This is a genomic window from Asanoa sp. NPDC050611, from assembly GCF_040654855.1.
Classification (GTDB): domain Bacteria; phylum Actinomycetota; class Actinomycetes; order Mycobacteriales; family Micromonosporaceae; genus Asanoa.
The window spans coordinates 1-15,680 of the sequence record NZ_JBFAIU010000174.1; the positions used below are offsets into that span (position 1 = coordinate 1).

Annotated in this window: 19 protein-coding genes and 1 pseudogene; 13 read left to right on the top strand and 7 right to left on the bottom strand. The window is 72.4% G+C overall.

Annotated elements, in window-relative coordinates:
• The 5 genes from AB0H87_RS24630 to AB0H87_RS24650 form a co-directional block, all read left to right on the top strand.
• A partial coding sequence (locus AB0H87_RS24630) for a sugar ABC transporter substrate-binding protein (protein ID WP_360149959.1) occupies positions 1 to 1,092 on the top strand: 1,092 nt, incomplete at its 5' end.
• Positions 1,089 to 2,642 (top strand): sugar ABC transporter ATP-binding protein, encoded by a 1,554-nt coding sequence (locus tag AB0H87_RS24635; protein ID WP_360149962.1) that lies wholly within the window; start codon positions 1,089 to 1,091, stop codon positions 2,640 to 2,642. The genes AB0H87_RS24630 and AB0H87_RS24635, both read left to right, overlap by 4 nt.
• A complete protein-coding gene (locus AB0H87_RS24640) occupies positions 2,635 to 3,567 on the top strand; it encodes an ABC transporter permease (protein WP_360149965.1) in 933 nt (310 codons plus the stop codon). Before AB0H87_RS24635 ends, AB0H87_RS24640 begins: the two co-directional genes overlap by 8 nt.
• The gene (locus AB0H87_RS24645; protein WP_360149969.1) at positions 3,564 to 4,508 is read left to right on the top strand and encodes an ABC transporter permease; all 945 of its coding nucleotides are present in this window, start codon (positions 3,564 to 3,566) and stop codon (positions 4,506 to 4,508) included. The genes AB0H87_RS24640 and AB0H87_RS24645 overlap by 4 nt, the downstream gene beginning before the upstream one ends.
• Entirely contained in the window at positions 4,501 to 5,346 is an 846-nt protein-coding gene (locus AB0H87_RS24650) for an SMP-30/gluconolactonase/LRE family protein (RefSeq protein WP_360149972.1), read from the top strand. Before AB0H87_RS24645 ends, AB0H87_RS24650 begins: the two co-directional genes overlap by 8 nt.
• A gap of 13 nt (positions 5,347 to 5,359) precedes the next feature.
• Here the strand turns inward: AB0H87_RS24650 and AB0H87_RS24655 are convergent, their stop codons facing one another.
• Both AB0H87_RS24655 and AB0H87_RS24660 read right to left on the bottom strand, forming a co-directional pair.
• Entirely contained in the window at positions 5,360 to 6,340 is a 981-nt protein-coding gene (locus AB0H87_RS24655; protein ID WP_360149975.1) for a BtrH N-terminal domain-containing protein, read from the bottom strand.
• Positions 6,337 to 6,876 (bottom strand): GNAT family N-acetyltransferase, encoded by a 540-nt coding sequence (locus AB0H87_RS24660; protein WP_360149978.1) that lies wholly within the window; start codon positions 6,874 to 6,876, stop codon positions 6,337 to 6,339. Before AB0H87_RS24660 ends, AB0H87_RS24655 begins: the two co-directional genes overlap by 4 nt.
• 55 nt (positions 6,877 to 6,931) lie before the next feature.
• Between AB0H87_RS24660 and AB0H87_RS24665 the strand changes: the two genes are divergently transcribed.
• Positions 6,932 to 7,873: an NADP-dependent oxidoreductase gene (locus AB0H87_RS24665; protein WP_360149981.1), complete on the top strand. Its 942-nt coding sequence runs from the start codon at positions 6,932 to 6,934 to the stop codon at positions 7,871 to 7,873.
• Here AB0H87_RS24665 and AB0H87_RS24670 read toward each other — a convergent pair.
• Positions 7,857 to 8,288: a Rid family hydrolase gene (locus AB0H87_RS24670; RefSeq protein ID WP_360149984.1), complete on the bottom strand. Its 432-nt coding sequence runs from the start codon at positions 8,286 to 8,288 to the stop codon at positions 7,857 to 7,859. The genes AB0H87_RS24665 and AB0H87_RS24670 overlap by 17 nt on opposite strands.
• A 54-nt stretch (positions 8,289 to 8,342) precedes the next feature.
• Between AB0H87_RS24670 and AB0H87_RS24675 the strand changes: the two genes are divergently transcribed.
• Entirely contained in the window at positions 8,343 to 9,053 is a 711-nt protein-coding gene (locus AB0H87_RS24675) for a helix-turn-helix domain-containing protein (protein WP_360149986.1), read from the top strand.
• Here the strand turns inward: AB0H87_RS24675 and AB0H87_RS24680 are convergent.
• Positions 9,035 to 9,610: a dihydrofolate reductase family protein gene (locus tag AB0H87_RS24680; protein WP_360149989.1), complete on the bottom strand. Its 576-nt coding sequence runs from the start codon at positions 9,608 to 9,610 to the stop codon at positions 9,035 to 9,037. The genes AB0H87_RS24675 and AB0H87_RS24680 overlap by 19 nt on opposite strands.
• 107 nt (positions 9,611 to 9,717) lie before the next feature.
• Between AB0H87_RS24680 and AB0H87_RS24685 the strand changes: the two genes are divergently transcribed.
• Both AB0H87_RS24685 and AB0H87_RS24690 read left to right on the top strand, forming a co-directional pair.
• On the top strand, positions 9,718 to 10,716 hold the full coding sequence (locus AB0H87_RS24685; RefSeq protein WP_360149992.1) for a methyltransferase: 999 nt from the start codon (positions 9,718 to 9,720) through the stop codon (positions 10,714 to 10,716).
• Between the two features lie 35 nt (positions 10,717 to 10,751).
• Positions 10,752 to 11,045 carry a DUF2277 domain-containing protein gene (locus AB0H87_RS24690; protein ID WP_360149995.1) on the top strand — a complete coding sequence of 98 codons (294 nt, stop codon included), beginning with the start codon at positions 10,752 to 10,754 and terminating at the stop codon, positions 11,043 to 11,045.
• On the opposite strand, the gene AB0H87_RS24695 is transcribed toward AB0H87_RS24690, so the two are convergent.
• Positions 11,030 to 11,179 carry a hypothetical protein gene (locus AB0H87_RS24695; protein WP_360149998.1) on the bottom strand — a complete coding sequence of 50 codons (150 nt, stop codon included), beginning with the start codon at positions 11,177 to 11,179 and terminating at the stop codon, positions 11,030 to 11,032. The two genes, AB0H87_RS24690 and AB0H87_RS24695, sit on opposite strands and share 16 nt — an antisense overlap.
• A 52-nt stretch (positions 11,180 to 11,231) precedes the next feature.
• On the opposite strand from AB0H87_RS24695, the gene AB0H87_RS24700 reads away from it, so the two are divergent.
• Together AB0H87_RS24700 and AB0H87_RS24705 are read left to right on the top strand one after the other, a co-directional pair.
• Positions 11,232 to 11,624 carry an SRPBCC family protein gene (locus AB0H87_RS24700; RefSeq protein ID WP_360150001.1) on the top strand — a complete coding sequence of 131 codons (393 nt, stop codon included), beginning with the start codon at positions 11,232 to 11,234 and terminating at the stop codon, positions 11,622 to 11,624.
• An 8-nt stretch (positions 11,625 to 11,632) separates the two neighbouring features.
• Positions 11,633 to 12,031, top strand: coding sequence for an HIT family protein (locus AB0H87_RS24705; protein ID WP_360150004.1), 399 nt, complete (start codon positions 11,633 to 11,635; stop codon positions 12,029 to 12,031).
• Here AB0H87_RS24705 and AB0H87_RS24710 read toward each other — a convergent pair.
• Entirely contained in the window at positions 12,020 to 12,229 is a 210-nt protein-coding gene (locus AB0H87_RS24710; RefSeq protein ID WP_360150013.1) for a zinc-binding dehydrogenase, read from the bottom strand. The two genes, AB0H87_RS24705 and AB0H87_RS24710, sit on opposite strands and share 12 nt — an antisense overlap.
• 158 nt (positions 12,230 to 12,387) lie before the next feature.
• Here AB0H87_RS24710 and AB0H87_RS24715 point away from each other — a divergent pair, with 158 nt between their 5' ends.
• Positions 12,388 to 14,766 (top strand): family 20 glycosylhydrolase, encoded by a 2,379-nt coding sequence (locus AB0H87_RS24715; protein ID WP_360150007.1) that lies wholly within the window; start codon positions 12,388 to 12,390, stop codon positions 14,764 to 14,766.
• A 99-nt stretch (positions 14,767 to 14,865) separates the two neighbouring features.
• Positions 14,866 to 15,264 (top strand): hypothetical protein, encoded by a 399-nt coding sequence (locus tag AB0H87_RS24720; RefSeq protein WP_360150010.1) that lies wholly within the window; start codon positions 14,866 to 14,868, stop codon positions 15,262 to 15,264.
• Here AB0H87_RS24720 and AB0H87_RS24725 read toward each other — a convergent pair.
• Positions 15,265 to 15,680: pseudogene (locus tag AB0H87_RS24725) on the bottom strand (flotillin domain-containing protein); the annotation flags it as partial.

The window sequence follows — 15,680 nt, forward strand, 5'->3', positions numbered from 1 at the left end:
TTGCGCCGGGGTGCGGCGTCGTTGCCGCCGAGCTGGCGTGCCGCGCCTTCGACCTGGTCGAGCAGGTCGGCTACGAGCCGGTGGTCGTCCTTCAGGGCCGGCAAGATCAAGATCGCCCTCTCCAACTCGTTCATCGGCAACCAGTGGCGCGTGGAGATGGAGAACGTCTACAAGGCCGCCTGCGCGATGCCGCCGTACGTCGACGAGGTCGAGTGCAGCGTGTTCAACGCCGGTAACGACGTCTCGACCCAGTCGCGTCAGATCTCCAACCTCATCTCGCAGGGCGTCGACGCGATCGTCATCAACGCCGCCTCGACCAGCGGGCTCAACGGCGTGGTGCAGCAGGCCTGCGACCGCGGCATCGTGATCGTCTCGTTCGACAACACCGTCGACAACACGTGCGGGCTGACCGTCAACACCGACCAGGTCAAGTTCGGCCAGCAGCTCGCGCAGTTCATCGTCGACCAGCTCAAGGGACAGGGCAACGTCGTGATGGTGACCGGCGTCGCCGGCACGGGCGCGGACAACGACCGCAACAAGGGCGCCAAGGAGGTCTTCGCGGCCAACCCCGGCATCAAGGTCGTGGCCACGTACACGGGCATGTGGGACTCGGCCACCGCCCAGCGCAACACCTCGGCCCAGCTGCCCAACCTGCCCAAGGTCGACGGTGTCTGGGTGTCCGGCGGCACGGACGGCGTCATCAAGGCCTTCGGCGCCGCCGACCGCCCGATGCCGGTCGTCGGCGGCGAGGCCGAGAACGGGTTCCGCAAGTACATGGCCGGCCTGCTCACGCCGAAGGTGACCGGCATGTCGATCGGGCAACCGCCGTTCCTGTCGGTGATCTCGCTGGAGCTGGCCCGCGCGGTCGTCAAGGGCGAGCATCCCAAGGAGAGCATCACGATCCCGTTCCCGGTCGCGACGTCGGACAACATGGTGCCCGGCGAGACGGTCTTCCCGGACCTGCCGGACAGCTTCTTCGCCGACTTCACCGACTCGGGACCCGACGCCATCGTCGTGCTGTGCCAGGAAGCGGCGACCGACGGCACGCCGTGCCCGGGCAAGACCCTCGACGTCAAGCTCGGCACGCCGTGACCGGGACCTCGTCGATGGCGCCGGCTCCGCCCCGGTCCGGCTCCGAGACCTTCGCGGTGCGGGCATCCGGCGTCGACCGCGCCTTCGGCGGGGTCCAGGCGCTCCGGGACGCGTCGTTCGCGGCGCGTCCCGGCGAGATCCACGCCCTCGCCGGCGAGAACGGCGCGGGCAAGAGCACCCTCATCAAGATCCTGTGTGGGCTGATCAAGCCCGACCAGGGCACGGTGGAGATCCTCGGCACGGAGGTCAGCCGGGTCGTCGACCCGGCCACCCGGCGGCGGATGGGCGTGGCGACCGCGTTCCAGGAGCTGTCTCTGCTCCCCGACCTGACCGTGGCGGAGAACCTGCTCCTCCAGGCCCCGCCCCGAGGCCGGCTCGGGCTGGTCCGCCGCGGCCGACTGGCACCCGTGGCGGCGGAGGTGCTGCGCCACTACGGCGTCGACGACATCGACCCGCGGGCCACCGCCGCCGACCTGTCGGTGGCGCAGCGGCAGGTGGTCGAACTGGTCCGGGTGCTGGCCGGCGAACCCCGCGTCGTCATCCTCGACGAGCCGACCGCGGCGCTCCCCGACCGGCAGGTCGAGTGGCTCGCCGGGCACATGCGGCGCCTGCGGGACGAAGGCTCGTGCGTCATCTTCACCTCGCACCGCTGGCGCGAGATCGAGGCGCTCGCCGACCAGGTGACCGTGTTCCGCAACGGCACCCGGGTCGCCACCCGCGAGCGCCTCTCCGAGGCCGAGGCCGTCACGCTGATGAGCGGGCGCAGCTTCGCCGGCGCGTACCCGGAGATCACCACCGAGCCCACCGCCGAGAGCGCCCTGCGCGTGACGGGCCTGCACGGCGGACGCCTCCGCGGTGTCGACCTCGACCTGCGCCGCGGCGAGATCCTCGGCGTCGGCGGCCTCGCGGGCCAGGGACAGCGGGACCTGTTCCTGACGCTCTTCGGGGCGCAACGGGCCGCCGCCGGCACGATCACGGTCGACGGGCGGACGGTCACGGTCCGTTCGCCGAAGGACGCGATCCGGGCCGGCGTCGGCATCGCCTACGTGCCCGAGGACCGCAAGGCCGAAGGCCTGTTCCTGCCACTGTCGATCCGCGACAACATCGCCGCCGCGACCCTGTCGCGGCGCGCCACCGCCGGCTTCGTCAACCGCCGCGCCGAACGCCTCGCCGTGACGTCCATCGTGGACCGGCTCCGGATCGGGGCGGGCCGCTCGACCAGCCGGGCCGCCGACACGCTGTCGGGCGGCAACCAGCAGAAGGTCGTGATGGCCCGCTGGCTGCTCACCGACGCGAGGATCCTGCTGCTGTACGACGTGACCCGCGGCGTCGACGCGGCCACCAAGCACGACATCTACGAACTGGTCGCGACGCTCGCCGCGCAGGGCCGGGCGATCCTCTACCACTCCAGCGAGACCGAGGAGATCGCCCACCTCTGCCACCGGGTGCTGGTGCTGCGCGAGGGCCGCGTGGCCGCGGAGCTGGCGGGGCCGGTCGGCGACGCGGAACGCATCGTCGCGGCGTCCATCAAGGAGGGTCAGGATGCGTGAGACGTTACGCCGGGTCAGCCTCGGTTACCTGGTGCTGGCCGCCACCGCGGTGGCGTACCTCGTGGTCTACACGTCACGGCTGGGCCGGTTCCCCACGTCGTTCGACTACCTGTCGATCCTGAACACCACGCTGCCGCTCGTCTTCGTCGCGATCGGCCAGAGCCTGGTCGTGCTCACCGGCGGCATCGACCTGTCGGTCGGTGGGGTCGTCAGCCTCTGCGTCGCGGTCACCGCGGCCACGGCGTCGGTTCCCTGGCTCGTCGTGGTGCTGGCCCTCGGCACCGCGTGCGGCGCGCTCAACGGGCTCGTCGTCGCGTACGGCCGGATCGCGCCGATCCTCACCACGCTCGCGACCCTGTCCATCTTCATGGGCCTCGCGCTGCGGGTGCTGCCGGTCCCCGGGGGCTCGATCCCGCCCTCGGTGCGGCTCGTGCTGACGAACCCGGGCACGCCGACCGGCCTCGGCTGGCTCGGGCTCGCGGTCGCCGGCTGGCTCGTGCTGCGCCGGACCCGGTTCGGCATGCGGGTGTACGCGGTCGGCAGCGACGAGAGCAGCGCCCGCGCGGTCGGCGTGCCCGCGGCGGCCGTGAAGCTCAAGGTGTACGCGCTGTCCGGCTTCTGCTCCGCGCTCGCCGCGGTGTTCTACGTGTCGACCACCACGGCCGGGGACGCCAACGCCGGCACCCCGTTCATCCTCACCTCGATCGCGTCGGTCGTCGTCGGCGGCGTCGCGTTCACCGGCGGCCGGGGCAGCGCGCTCGGGGCCGTCGCCGGTGCGGTCGCCCTGACCCTCGTCATCGACATCCTGTTCTTCGCCGGCATCGACCCGCTCTACCAGTCGCTGTTCCAGGGCCTGTTCCTCGTCGTGGCCGTGCTGCTCGGCACGGTCGCCGGCCTCGTCGCCCGCCGCCGGCGGTCGTCATGAGCCGCCTGTCCCCCGGCGCCCGGCGCATCCTCTACGCCCTCGCCGGCACCGCCGCCGTCCTGCTGGTCGGCGCGCTCCTGCACCCCGGCTTCGCGTCCTGGTCGAGCCTGCGGGTCATGCTGGTCGTCGCCAGCTTCACCGGCTTCGTCGCGGCCGGGCAGATGCTGGTCGTGCTCGTCGGCGGCATCGACCTGTCGATACCGTGGGTGCTCAACGGCGCCGCGATCGTGCTCACCACCACGAGCCTCGGCCAGACGTCGCGCGCACCGCTGGCGATCGTGCTCGCGCTCGGCGTCGGCGCGCTGGTCGGGCTCGGCAACGGCGTCGGCGTCGCCTGGCTCGGCGTGCCGGCCGTCGTCATGACGCTCGGCATGAACGGCGTGATGCAGGGCCTGACCCTCGGCCTCTCGAAGGGCCTGACCTGCGCGTCGTGCGGCTCCTACGCCCCGTCCCCGCTGCGCGGCCTGTTCTCCGGCGGCCTGCCCGCACAACTCCTGCTCTGGGCCGGCGTGGGCGTGTTCATGACCGTGCTGCTCACGCTGACGACCTTCGGGCGCCGGGTGTACGCCGTCGGCGTCAACCCGCGCGCCGCGTTCCTGTCCGGCGTCGGCGTGCGGGGCGTCACCGTGGCCCTCTACACATGCAGCGGTGTCTTCGCCGCGCTCGCGGGGATCGCCCTCGTCGCGTACGGCGGGCAGCCGTCGCTCGGCCTCGGCGACCCGTACCTCTTCGAGTCCATCGCGGCCGTCGTGGTCGGCGGCGTCTCCATCCTCGGCGGCCGCGGCCACTACCTCGGTGTCATCGCCGGCTCGCTGACCCTCGTCGCGGTGACCACGTTCCTCGCGGCGCAGCGCGTCCCCGAGTACGGCCGGCTGATCATCTACGGCCTGGTCATCCTCGCGATCCTGTTCGCCTACGGCCGGGAGAAGGCCCATGACTGACGTGACCGTGTTCAGCGACATCCCGTGCGAGCTCGGCGAAAGCGCACTGTGGGACGGTTCGCGGCTCTACTGGGTCGACATCCTCGACCGCAGGATCTATGCCAGGGACTGGCCCGCCGGCCCGGTGCGCAGCCTGCCGGTGCCGGACCTGGTCGGCAGCGTCGCCCTGCGCGCGGGCGGGGGCCTGGTCGCGGCGCTGCGGGACGCGCTGGCGTTCTGCGACGTCGACACCGGCAAGGTCGAGGTCGTCCGCGGCATCGACACCCCGTCTGGCACCCGCCTCAACGACGGCGCCGTCGACCCGGCCGGCGCGTTCTGGGTCGGCTCGATGCACATGGCCGAACAGAAGCCGCTGGGCTCGTTCTACCGCGTCGACGCGTCGCTGACGGTCACCCGCGCCTTCGGTGGGATCGTCTGTTCCAACGGCCCGGCCTGGAGCCCGGACGGCGCGACGATGTACCACGTGGACTCGACCGTGCGGCTGATCCGCGCGTACCCGGTGTCGCCGTCGGGTTGGGTCGGCGACGGTTCGGTGTTCGTGTCCGACGAGGACCACGACTGGTTCCCGGACGGCCTGACGGTCGACGCGGAGGGCTTCCTCTGGAACTGCAAGTTCGGCGGCTCCCGCATCGTCCGCTACGCGCCGGACGGCTCGGTCGACCGCGTCGTGCCGGTCCCGGTGGCCAAGCCGACCCGCTGCGCCTTCGTCGGCCCGGACCTCGACGTGCTGGCGGTGACCTCGGCCCGCGTCGGCGGCGACCCGGCACCGCTGGCCGGCCAGGTCCTGCTCCTGGATCCTGGCGCCCGCGGGCTGCCCACACCGCGCTTCGGCGCCTGAACCCGGGCCGCGGTCAGGCGTGGCTCAGCGTCTCCATCGCCTGGCGTTCGCGTTCGGCGAGGTCGGTGAGGATCGCACCGGCGCGGGCCAGGTGTGCCGCCTCGCCGGTCTGGCCGGCGGCGGTGATGTGCGCGGCGACCTCGGTCCAGAGCGGGGCGATCGCGGCGTACATCTGGTGACCGCGCCTGATCGTGGCGTCGTCGACGATCTCCGCGGATTCCGCGAGGAAATCGCGGTACATGGCCCGGAACAGGGCGCCGCCGGTGCCGCCGCGTTCCATCAGCGTCGCGGCGAGCGGGAGGTCGTGTGACGGGTCGTGGGCGCGGTCGAGCCAGCCCGGGACCAGCCGGGCCGCCTTGGCGATGCCGCGGTGGCCGAGGTTGGCGATCGGCGGGTGGAGAAAGGCGTGCGCGTTGTCGCGCACGGCCGCCCGGATCGCGTCGCCCAGGTCCGGCGGTCCGGTGGGTGCGGCGATCGTGAAGGACAGGTGCCGGGCGGTCATCGGGCCGCGTTCGGCCCGGGCGCGGGCCAGGCTCGCCAGCGTGGTCGTCACGGCGCCGCCCTGCTGGGCCGTGTCGAGCAGGTAGGCGTGGGTGTCGTCGTAGCCGTACATCGCGACGGTGTGCCCGCCGAAGTGGACCTTCGTGGTGAAGTAGTCCAGGTGGTAGGAGTCGAGCTGCAGGCCGATCGGTCGGCCGCCGGCCAGCGCCTCCTCGACGTGCTGCCACGCCTTGCCCGATGACCCGGTCTCGCGTACGTCCAGCGTCAGGCCCAGCCGATCGCCGACCGTCCGGACGATCTCCAGCGGTTTCGTGCGGCCGCCGAGGAACGGGACGGCCATGGCCTTGGCGTCCCAGTAGACGAAGCCCAGCCCCGCGCCGAGGCCGAACAGCATCGGCTCGGACAGCTCGACGCCGGCGTGGCGCAGCAGGGCACCGAGCGCGGTGGTCTCGCAGTGCCGGCCGCCCGGGAACGCGACGTTCTCGACGATCATCGCTCGGTCAGCGCGGTCAGCACGTTGGGCTCCAGCAGCTGGTCGCTGTAGAGCAGCCGGATCGCGGTGGGGTCGGGGTTGCCCGCGTCCGGGCCGCGCCAGACCCGCTTCAGGCCCAGTCGCTCGACCGTACGCAGGGACCGGTCGTTGCCTTCGACCAGGAACGCCGTGACGGGCAGCTCCGGGCGGCGCCGGCGGGCGGCGGCGATGCCGGCCGCGCTGATCTCGTGGGCGTAGCCGCGGCCCCAGCACGCCGGGCGCAACCGGAACCCGAGGTTCCACGCCACGGCGAAGCGCACCGCGCAGCCACCGATCCCGACGAACTCGTCGCCGTCCCAGGCGGTCCACATGCCGAGGCCGTCGCGGGCCCAGGCGGCACGCCAGTTGGCGATCATCTGCTCCGTCTGCGCACGGTCGTCCTGGCGGCTCACCGGGTCGGGACCCCAGACCCGCGGATCCGAGTAGAGCGCGAACAGCCGCTCCAGATCGGCCGTCTCCGGGACACGCAGGACGAGCCGCTCAACTGGATCAACCACGGACACGATTTTGCGCTACCCGGGCGGGCGCCCGCCACGCGATTAGGTTGAGGTGATGGCCACCATGCAAGCCGTACGGGCACACACCCGCGGCGGACCCGAACAGCTCGTCCTCGAGACCGCGCCGCGACCCGAGCCCGGGCCGGGCGAGGTGCTGGTCGCCGTCCAGGCCGCCTCGATCACCCCGCAGGAGCTGACCTGGGACCAGACCTGGACGTACCGCAGCGACGGCACCGGGCCCGAGCGCACGCCGATCATCCCGTCGCACGAGTTCTCCGGGGTCGTCGCCGGTGGCGCGCTCGACGCCGGCGCCGAGGTGTTCGGGCTGATCCCGTTCGTGCACGACGGCGCGGCGGCGGAGTTCGTGGTGCTGCCCGCGGACATCCTGGCCGCCAAGCCCACGACGGTCGACCACGAGCACGCGGCCGCCGTCCCGCTGGCCGGGCTGAGCGCCTGGCAGGCGCTGGTCGACCACGCCGGTCTGCAACGCGGCCAGCGCGTGCTGGTGCACGGCGGTGCCGGCGGGGTGGGCACCTACGTGGTGCAGATCGCCGCCGCCCTCGGCGCGCACGTCATCGCCACCGCCGGCGCCGACCAGCGGGAGTTCGTCGAAGGGCTCGGCGCCGAGCAGGTCGTCGACTACACCCGGGAGCGCTTCGAGGAACAGGTCTCCGATCTCGACGTGGTGGTCGACCTCGTCGGCGGCGAGACGCAGTCGCGGTCGTGGTCCGTGCTGAAGCCGGGCGGCATCCTGGTCAGCCTGTCCGCCCCGCCCGACGAGGAGGAGGCACGGCGCCACGGCGCCCGCGGCGCCTTCTTCGTCGTCGAGCCCGACCGCGACGACCTGCGCTCGGTCGCCGCGCTGGTCGACGACGGCCGGCTCACGCCCGTCGTCGACCGCGTGCTGCCCTTGGCCGAGACGCGCGCGGCCTACGAGGCCCTGGAGCAGCACGGCCGCCGCGGCAAGATCGTGATCCGGGTCAGCGACGGGCGATGAGCTTGATCTCGACGGCCTGCCCGGGCAGCGCCAGCGCGGTCACGCCGACGGTGGTGTTCGCGACCTTGGGCTTGCTGACGCCGGTGTAGACGTCGTCGCGGACCCCGCGCATCACGGCCAGCGCCGCGCCGATGTCGGTCGCGAACACGACCTCCTCGACGACGTTGTCGAACGTGCAGCCGAAGTGCGCGAGCACCGCGCGGGCGTTCGCGTAGGTCTGGACCATCTGGTCCCGCATGACCGACTGGTCGACGCCCCGCCCGCCCTCGGGCGCCGGTGACACCAGCGTGCCGTCGGGCCGGTGGCCGAGCTGGCCGGAGATGTAGACGGTGTCGTCGACCAGCACCGCCTGCGCGTAGCCCGCGGCGTCCTCCCACGGCACGCCCAGGTCGAAGGTCTCCTTCTGGATCGTCACAGCAGCTCCAATCCCCCGTACGCGGAGCACAAGATCCGAGTTTATCCTGCTCAGGTGGCACTGCTGTTCGATACGCGCGCGTCCGACTCGCCGTGGGTCGAGAGCGTCTGGACGTGCACGAGCGACGGCGTCTTCGAGATGACGTCGGTCGCCGAGGTGTCCTGGGGCCTCGTGTTCTTCGTGCAGGAGGGGCGCGCCTACGCGAGCATCACCGGTCCCGAGACGCGGACGGGCACGGCGCCGGTGCCCGAGGGCGCGCGGTTCGTCGGCATCCAGTTCGCGGTGGGCACGTCGCTGCGGGCCGTGCCCACCCCCGACCTCGTCGACGGCGGCGCCGAGTTGCCCGACGCCACGCACCGCGCGTTCTGGCTCGACGGCGCGCGCTGGGAGACGCCCGGCCCCGACGACGCCGAGGCCCTGGTCGAGCGCCTCGTGCGGGCCGGGGCCGTGGTGCGCGACCCGCTCGTCGCCGACGTGCGGCGCGGCTATCGCCCGGACGTGTCCGCCCGCACCCTCGAGCGCCGGTTCCGCTCGGCGACGGGCCTCACGCAGGGCGCCGTGCGCCAGATCGAACGCGCCCGCGAGGCGGCGACCCTGCTGGCCGCCGGCACCCCGGTCGCCGACGTGGTGTCCAAACTGGACTACTTCGACGAGCCGCACCTGATCCGCGGGTTACGCCGCTACGTCGGCCGCAGCGTACGCCAGCTCCGCGAGGGCACCGGCGGCGCGATCGCCCTGGCGCTGGATCAGCGCACGACGTCGTAGATCAGCTTGAGGATGCCGTTCTTGTAGGTCGCCGAGTCGCGCAGCTTCAGCATCTGCTTGTCGATGTCGGCGTCGGTGAACAGGCCCTTGCCCGCGCCGAGCAGCACCGGGAAGACCAGCAGGTGGTAGCGGTCGATCAGGCCGGCCTCGCCGAGCCGCCGCGCCAGCTCGGCGCTGCCGTGGATGAAGATGGCGCCACCGTCGCCCTGCTTGAGCTTGGCGACGTCGTCGACCGAGCGCAGGATCGTCGTCGGGCCCCACCCGTCGACGAGCGCGTCCTCGGACAGGGTGGTCGACAGCACGTACTTCGGCAGCTCCTTGTAGGGGGCGTGATCCTCGGAGCCCGGCCAGACCGGCGCGAAGGCCTCGTAGCTGCGCCGCCCGAACAGCAACGCCGTCGTGTCGGCGAGCTCCTCACCCTTGATCGACCACGCCTCGGGCACGAACTCGAGGTCCTTGACCACCCAGCCACCGCTGCGGTGCCCCTCCTCCGGCCCGCCGGGCGAGTCGAGGACACCATCGAGCGACATGAAGCCGGTGTAGACCAGATCACGCATGTGCGGTTCTCCCTCGTGAGTCATGTTCCGAACGTCTGGACCATGTTATTGAGGGAGCGCGCCCGCGGTCTTGTACAGAAACGACAGCGTGCCGCTAGCGTGGGGCGGTGACCTCGCCTGCGGATGCCTGGCGGCGGTTGGCGCCGCTCACGGACCTGGTGACACCGATGGCGGTACGCGTGGCCGCGACGCTACGGCTGGCCGACCTGATCGGCGACGGTGTCGAGCGGATCGGGGAGCTGGCCGACCGGACCGGCACCGACGCGGACGCGCTCGGCCGCGTGTTGCGGCACCTCGCCTGTCACGGCGTGTTCGCCGAGCCGGCGCCGGACCGGTTCGCCCTGACCGGACCGGCCGAGCTGCTGCGGTCGGACCATCCGGCCGGGATGCGGGCCATGTTCGACCTGGCGGAGTTCGGCGGGCGGATGGACCTGGCGTTCACGGAGCTGATGCACACCGTCCGCACCGGCGAACCGGCGTGGGAGGCGGCCTTCGGCGCGCCGTACTGGGAGCATCTCGCCGCCGACCCGGCCCTGGCGGCCTCGTTCGACGCGTCGATGGCGGCCTCGACCCGGACCACGGCGGCGACGGCGTACGACTGGTCCGGTGTGCGCCACGTGGTCGACGTCGGCGGCGGCACCGGGGCGTTGCTCGCCGAGGTGCTGCGGGCCGACCCGGCCATCCGCGCGACGCTGGTCGACCTGCCCGGCACCGTGGCGCGCGGCCGGCGCTTCCTGGCGGAGCAGGGTCTGGCCGACCGCTGCGAGTTCGTGGGACAGAGCTTCTTCGACCCGCTCCCCGCCGGCGGCGACGTGTACCTGCTGTGCGCCGTGCTCCACGACTGGAACGACGAGCAGGCGACGGCGATCCTGCGCCGCTGCGCGGACGCCGCCGGCGGGAACGGCCGGGTGGTGATCGTCGAGTCACACGGCACGGCCGGCGACGACCCGGCGATGTTCGCGGAGATGAACCTGCGCATGCTGGTCCTGGCCGGCGGGCGCGAACGCGGCATCGACGACTACGTCCGACTCGCGGCCGCGGCGGGCCTGCCGACGGCGACCGCCAGCACCACCGGCTCCGGCCTCGTCATCATCGACTGCCGGTAGGGGCGAGCCGGCTTCAGGCGTGCCATGCTGGGCGGATGTGTAGGAACATCCGGGTCCTGAGCAACTTCGAGCCGCCCGCCACCGAGGACGAGATCGAGAGCGCCGCGCTGCAGTACGTGCGCAAGGTCAGCGGCACGACCAAGCCGTCGGCCGCCAACCAGGAGGCGTTCGATCAGGCCGTGCAGGCCGTCACCGAGGCCACCCGCGCGCTGCTCGAGACGCTGGTGATCAAGGCGCCGCCGCGCGACCGCGAGACCGAGGCCGCGAAGGCCCGGGCGCGGGCCGCCGAGCGCTACGGGCCGCGGCCGGCCGCTCAGGTCGCTCCGTGATAGAAGAGGTCGCCGAGGCCGATGGTGAACGCGAGCACACCGGAGCGGCTGTGCTCGACCGACGCCACCAGCAGTGACCGGGTCCGCTGGTAGCGGCGGGCGAACAGCCACCCGCCGGCCGGCGTGAGCAGCACCGGGCGGAGGGTAGCCGCCGCAGGGAAACGTCAGGCGTGGTACGACTGTCGGGTGATCTACGAGTCGCTGCACGTGAGTGTCGCCATCGCACGGTCGCCGGCCGAGGTGTACGCGTTCGCCGCGAACCCGGCCAACCTGCCGCGCTGGGCGGCCGGGTTGACCGGGTCGATCGAGCAGGTCGACGGGCGGTGGCTGGGCCAGACGCCGGCCGGCACGGTGGAGATCTCGTTCGCGCCGCACAACGCGTTCGGGATCCTCGACCACGACGTGACGTTCCCGTCGGGTGAGACGTTCTACAACCCGCTGCGCGTGTTCGCCAACGGCGAGGGCAGCGAGATCGTGTTCACCGTGTTCCGGCGGGAGGGCACCAGCCCCGAGGCGTTCGAGACCGACGCCGCCACGGTGCTGGCCGACCTGCGTACCCTCAAGTCGCTTTTGGAATGATGCCTGCCATGACGACCGTGTTCACCAGGATCATCGCCGGCGAGCTGCCGGGCCGCTTCGTCCACCGCGACGACGAGGTGGTGGCGTTCCTCAGCATCGCGCCGCTGACGACCGGGCACACGCTGGTCGTGCCGGTCGCCGAGGTCGACGACTGGACCACGCTCGACCCGGCGCTGTGGGGCCGGGTGATGTCGGTCGCCGCCCGGGTCGGCGCCGCCGTCCGCACCGCGTTCGACGTGCCGCGGGCCGGTCTCGTGATCGCCGGGTTCGAGGTGCCGCACGCACACGTGCACGTGTTCCCCGCCCGCGACATGACCGACTTCGACTTCCGCAACGTCCGCCACGACGTGCCGGCCACCGAGTTGGCGGACGCCCAGCAGAAGATCGTCAAAGCCCTAGGGGCGTAGCGTCACCTTCCCGGTCGTGCGGCGGGCGAGGATGTCCGCGAACGCGCGGGCGGCCTCTTCCAGCGGGTAGGCGGCGGCGACCAACGGGTTCAGCGCGCCGGCGGCCACGAGGTCGAACATCTCGGTCAAGGGTTCCGCGTACGTGCCGGGAACGGTCAGGGCCGGCCGCAGCCACGTCGACCAGCCGCAGGACCTCAGGCCCGTCGAAGCGGGCGCACACGACGGCGCGCATGCGTCCGAACGTTATCGTGTGCAGACCCGTCCATGGCTGGAGACCGTTCCTTGACACCACTGCCGGCGAGACATAGCCTGCCGTCGAACTCGCAGGAAACTTTACTGTTTCGCTGGAGGACGTCATGCGCCGTCGCGCCGCCTTGTCCGCAACCGCCGTGGTGGTCGCCGCCGCGCTCGTCCCGGTCGGTTCCACTCCGGCCAGTGCCGCTGTGGTGAGCCTGCGGAGCGTGGTGCCGGCACCCGCGTCCGTGCAACCCGCGACCGGCGTGGTCCACCGGCTGCCGGCGGGCGCCACGATCCAGACCGCGCCGGCCGCCGCCGACGTCGGCGCCTACCTCGCCGGCATCCTGCGGCCGTCCACCGGGTACGCGCTGCCCGTGAGCACCACCACCGGCACGCCCACGAGCGGCATCGCGCTGCTGCTGTCCGGTGCGGACGCGAGCGTCGGCGCCGAGGGCTACCAGCTCGACGTGACCGCCGCCGCGATCATCATCCGGGCACAGACGACGGCCGGGTTGTTCTACGGCGTGCAGACGTTGCGGCAGCTGCTCCCGGCCGCCGTCGAGGCGCGCACCGTCCAACCCGGACCATGGGAGGTCGCCGGTGGGCGGATCGTCGACCGGCCGCGGTACGGCTACCGCGGCGCGATGCTCGACGTGTCCCGGCACTTCTTCGGCGTGGACGTGGTCAAGCGGTACATCGACGAGATCAGCCAGTACAAGATCAATACGCTGCACCTGCACCTGTCGGACGACCAGGGCTGGCGGATCGTGATCGACGCGTGGCCGCGGCTGGCCACCTACGGCGGCAGCACCCAGGTCGGCGGCGGTCCCGGCGGCTACTACACCAAGGCGCAGTACACCGACCTCGTCGCGTACGCCGCGGCCCGGCACGTCACGGTCGTGCCCGAGATCGACATGCCGGGGCACACCAACGCCGCCCTCGCCTCGTACGCCGAGCTCAACTGCGACAACGTCGCGCCGCCGCTCTACACCGGCACCGACCTGGGCTTCAGCTCGTTCTGCGTCGGCAAGGAGATCACGTACACGTTCGTCCGGCAGGTGCTGACCGAGCTGGCGGCCCTCACGCCCGGCCCGTACCTGCACATCGGCGGCGACGAGGCGCACTCCACCTCCGACGCCGACTACCGCACGTTCATGAACCGCGTCCAGCCGTTCGTCGGCGCGACCGGCAAGACCGTGGTGGGCTGGCACCAGCTCGGGCAGGCCGACCACACGCCGAACCGGATCGCGCAGTTCTGGGGCACGACCACCTCCGACGCCGACCTCACCGCGGCCGTCGCCAAGGGCGACAAGGTGCTGCTGTCGCCGGCCAACAAGACGTACCTCGACATGAAGTACACGCCCGAGACGCCGCTGGGGCTCAGCTGGGCCGGCCTGATCGAGGTGCGGACGGCGTACGACTGGGATCCCGGCACCCTGCTGCCCGGCGTCCCGGCCAGCGCGATCGTCGGCGTCGAGGCGCCGATGTGGGCCGAGACCCTCACCCGGCTGTCCGACATCGAGTTCATGGCGTTCCCGCGGCTGCCGGCCCTGGCGGAGCTGGCCTGGTCGCCGCAGTCCGCGCGCGACTGGGACGGCTTCCGGGCGCGGCTGGGCGCGCAGGGTCCACGCTGGACCGTCCAGGGCATCACCTTCTACCGCTCGCCGCAGGTGCCGTGGGCGACCGCGCCGACCGGCCGCGTCGAGGCCGAGTCGTTCACCGCGCAGTCCGGCGTTCAGGTCGTCGCGGACGCGGCGGCGCACGGCGGCAACCGGGTCGGCTACGTCGACAACGGCGACTGGATCGGCTTCGCCGGGGTCGACGTGTCGGGCCGGACCGGATTCTCGGCCCGGATCTCCTCGGGCGGCACGGGCGGCACGATCCAGGTGCGGTCGGGTTCGGCCACGGGTCCGCTGCTCGGCTCCGTCGCGGTGCCGAACACCGGCGGGTACGGCGTCTACGCCGAGGTCTCGACCGCCCTGTCCGCCGGCTCGGGCCCGCTGTACCTCGTCTTCACCGGCAGCGGCGGCGGCCTGTTCGACATCGACGACTTCGCGCTGACCGGCACGGCGACGCCCAACCTGGCGCTGCGCAGGCCCGCGACGGCCGACAGCCAGTGCGCGGCCGGCGAGGGGCCGGAGAAGGCCGTCAACGGCACGACCAACGGCGGCAACGCCGACAAGTGGTGCTCGCTCGGCACCACCAAGTGGTGGCGCGTGGACCTGCAGGCGACCACGAACGTCGGCCGGGTCGTCATCCGGCACGCGGGCGCCGGCGGCGAGAGCGCGGGCCTCAACACGCGCGACTTCGACCTACAGACGAGCGTGGACGGCGTCACCTGGACCACCGTCAGCCAGGTCCGGGGCAACACGGCCAGCGTCACGACGAGCACGTTCGGCCCGGTCGCGACCCGCTACCTGCGGCTGAACATCATCACGCCGACCAACACGACCGACCGCGCGGCCCGCATCTACGAGGTCGAGGCGTACGCCTCCTGACTGTTCGGGCGGTTCCGGCCCGTCTGGCCCAGAAAGGCTGGGCACCTGCCGTCCGGCGTGGGACGGTGGAGTTAGGCACCTCATGACACGGAGGCTGCGATGAGTGACATCCGCAGTGGCCGGTTCAGTCCCGACCAGCACCAACACCGGCTTCGTCCCGGTCTGACCGTGGTCGACCGCACCGGCGTGAAGATCGGCCGCATCCGTGACCTGCACCGACCCGACCCGCTCGCGGTGTCCGACGACGGCCGGCGGATCGGGGAGGCGGGCAACGACATCGCCTCGATGATCCCCGGCTGGAGCGTGCACACGCTGCCCGGGCTGGCCAGCCCGGCGGCGGCCCGCATGGTCCGCGAGGGTTACCTGCAGATCGTCCTGCACGGCCCTCCGCCAAGGCGCGTGTGCTACGCGGCCCTGACGGAGGTGCTCGAGGTCGACGACGACGCGGTCCGGTTGGCCGTCAGCATCGACGACCTGCCGGTCAGCCGCGCCCGGTGACTACCTGCCCTTGACGGCGGGTGGCTGGTCGCCGTTGTCCGCGTCGACCACGTCGCCGAGGCGGGCGAGCAGGCGGGCCAGGTCGACCCCGGTCAGGTCCGTGCCGAGCTGCAGGCCCTGGGCCACGTTGCCGGCCACGTTCCGGGCCAGCGCCGACGCGCCGTCCGTCGAGATGACGGTCATCTTGTCGATCGCGCTCATAGGCCGGCTCGCCGCCTCGACCACGTCGGGCAGCACCCGGACCAGCGGGTCCAGCACCGCGGCGTCGCCGTAGGTGGCGAACGCGTCCGCTTTGCGCGCCATCGCCTCGGCCTCGGCGTTTCCCCTGGCCAGGATCGCGGCCAACGTCGATCAAGCGCCAAGCGTCGACGGACAGTTCGTCGGCGGCCGCGAATCCACGACCCGGGCGGGTGATG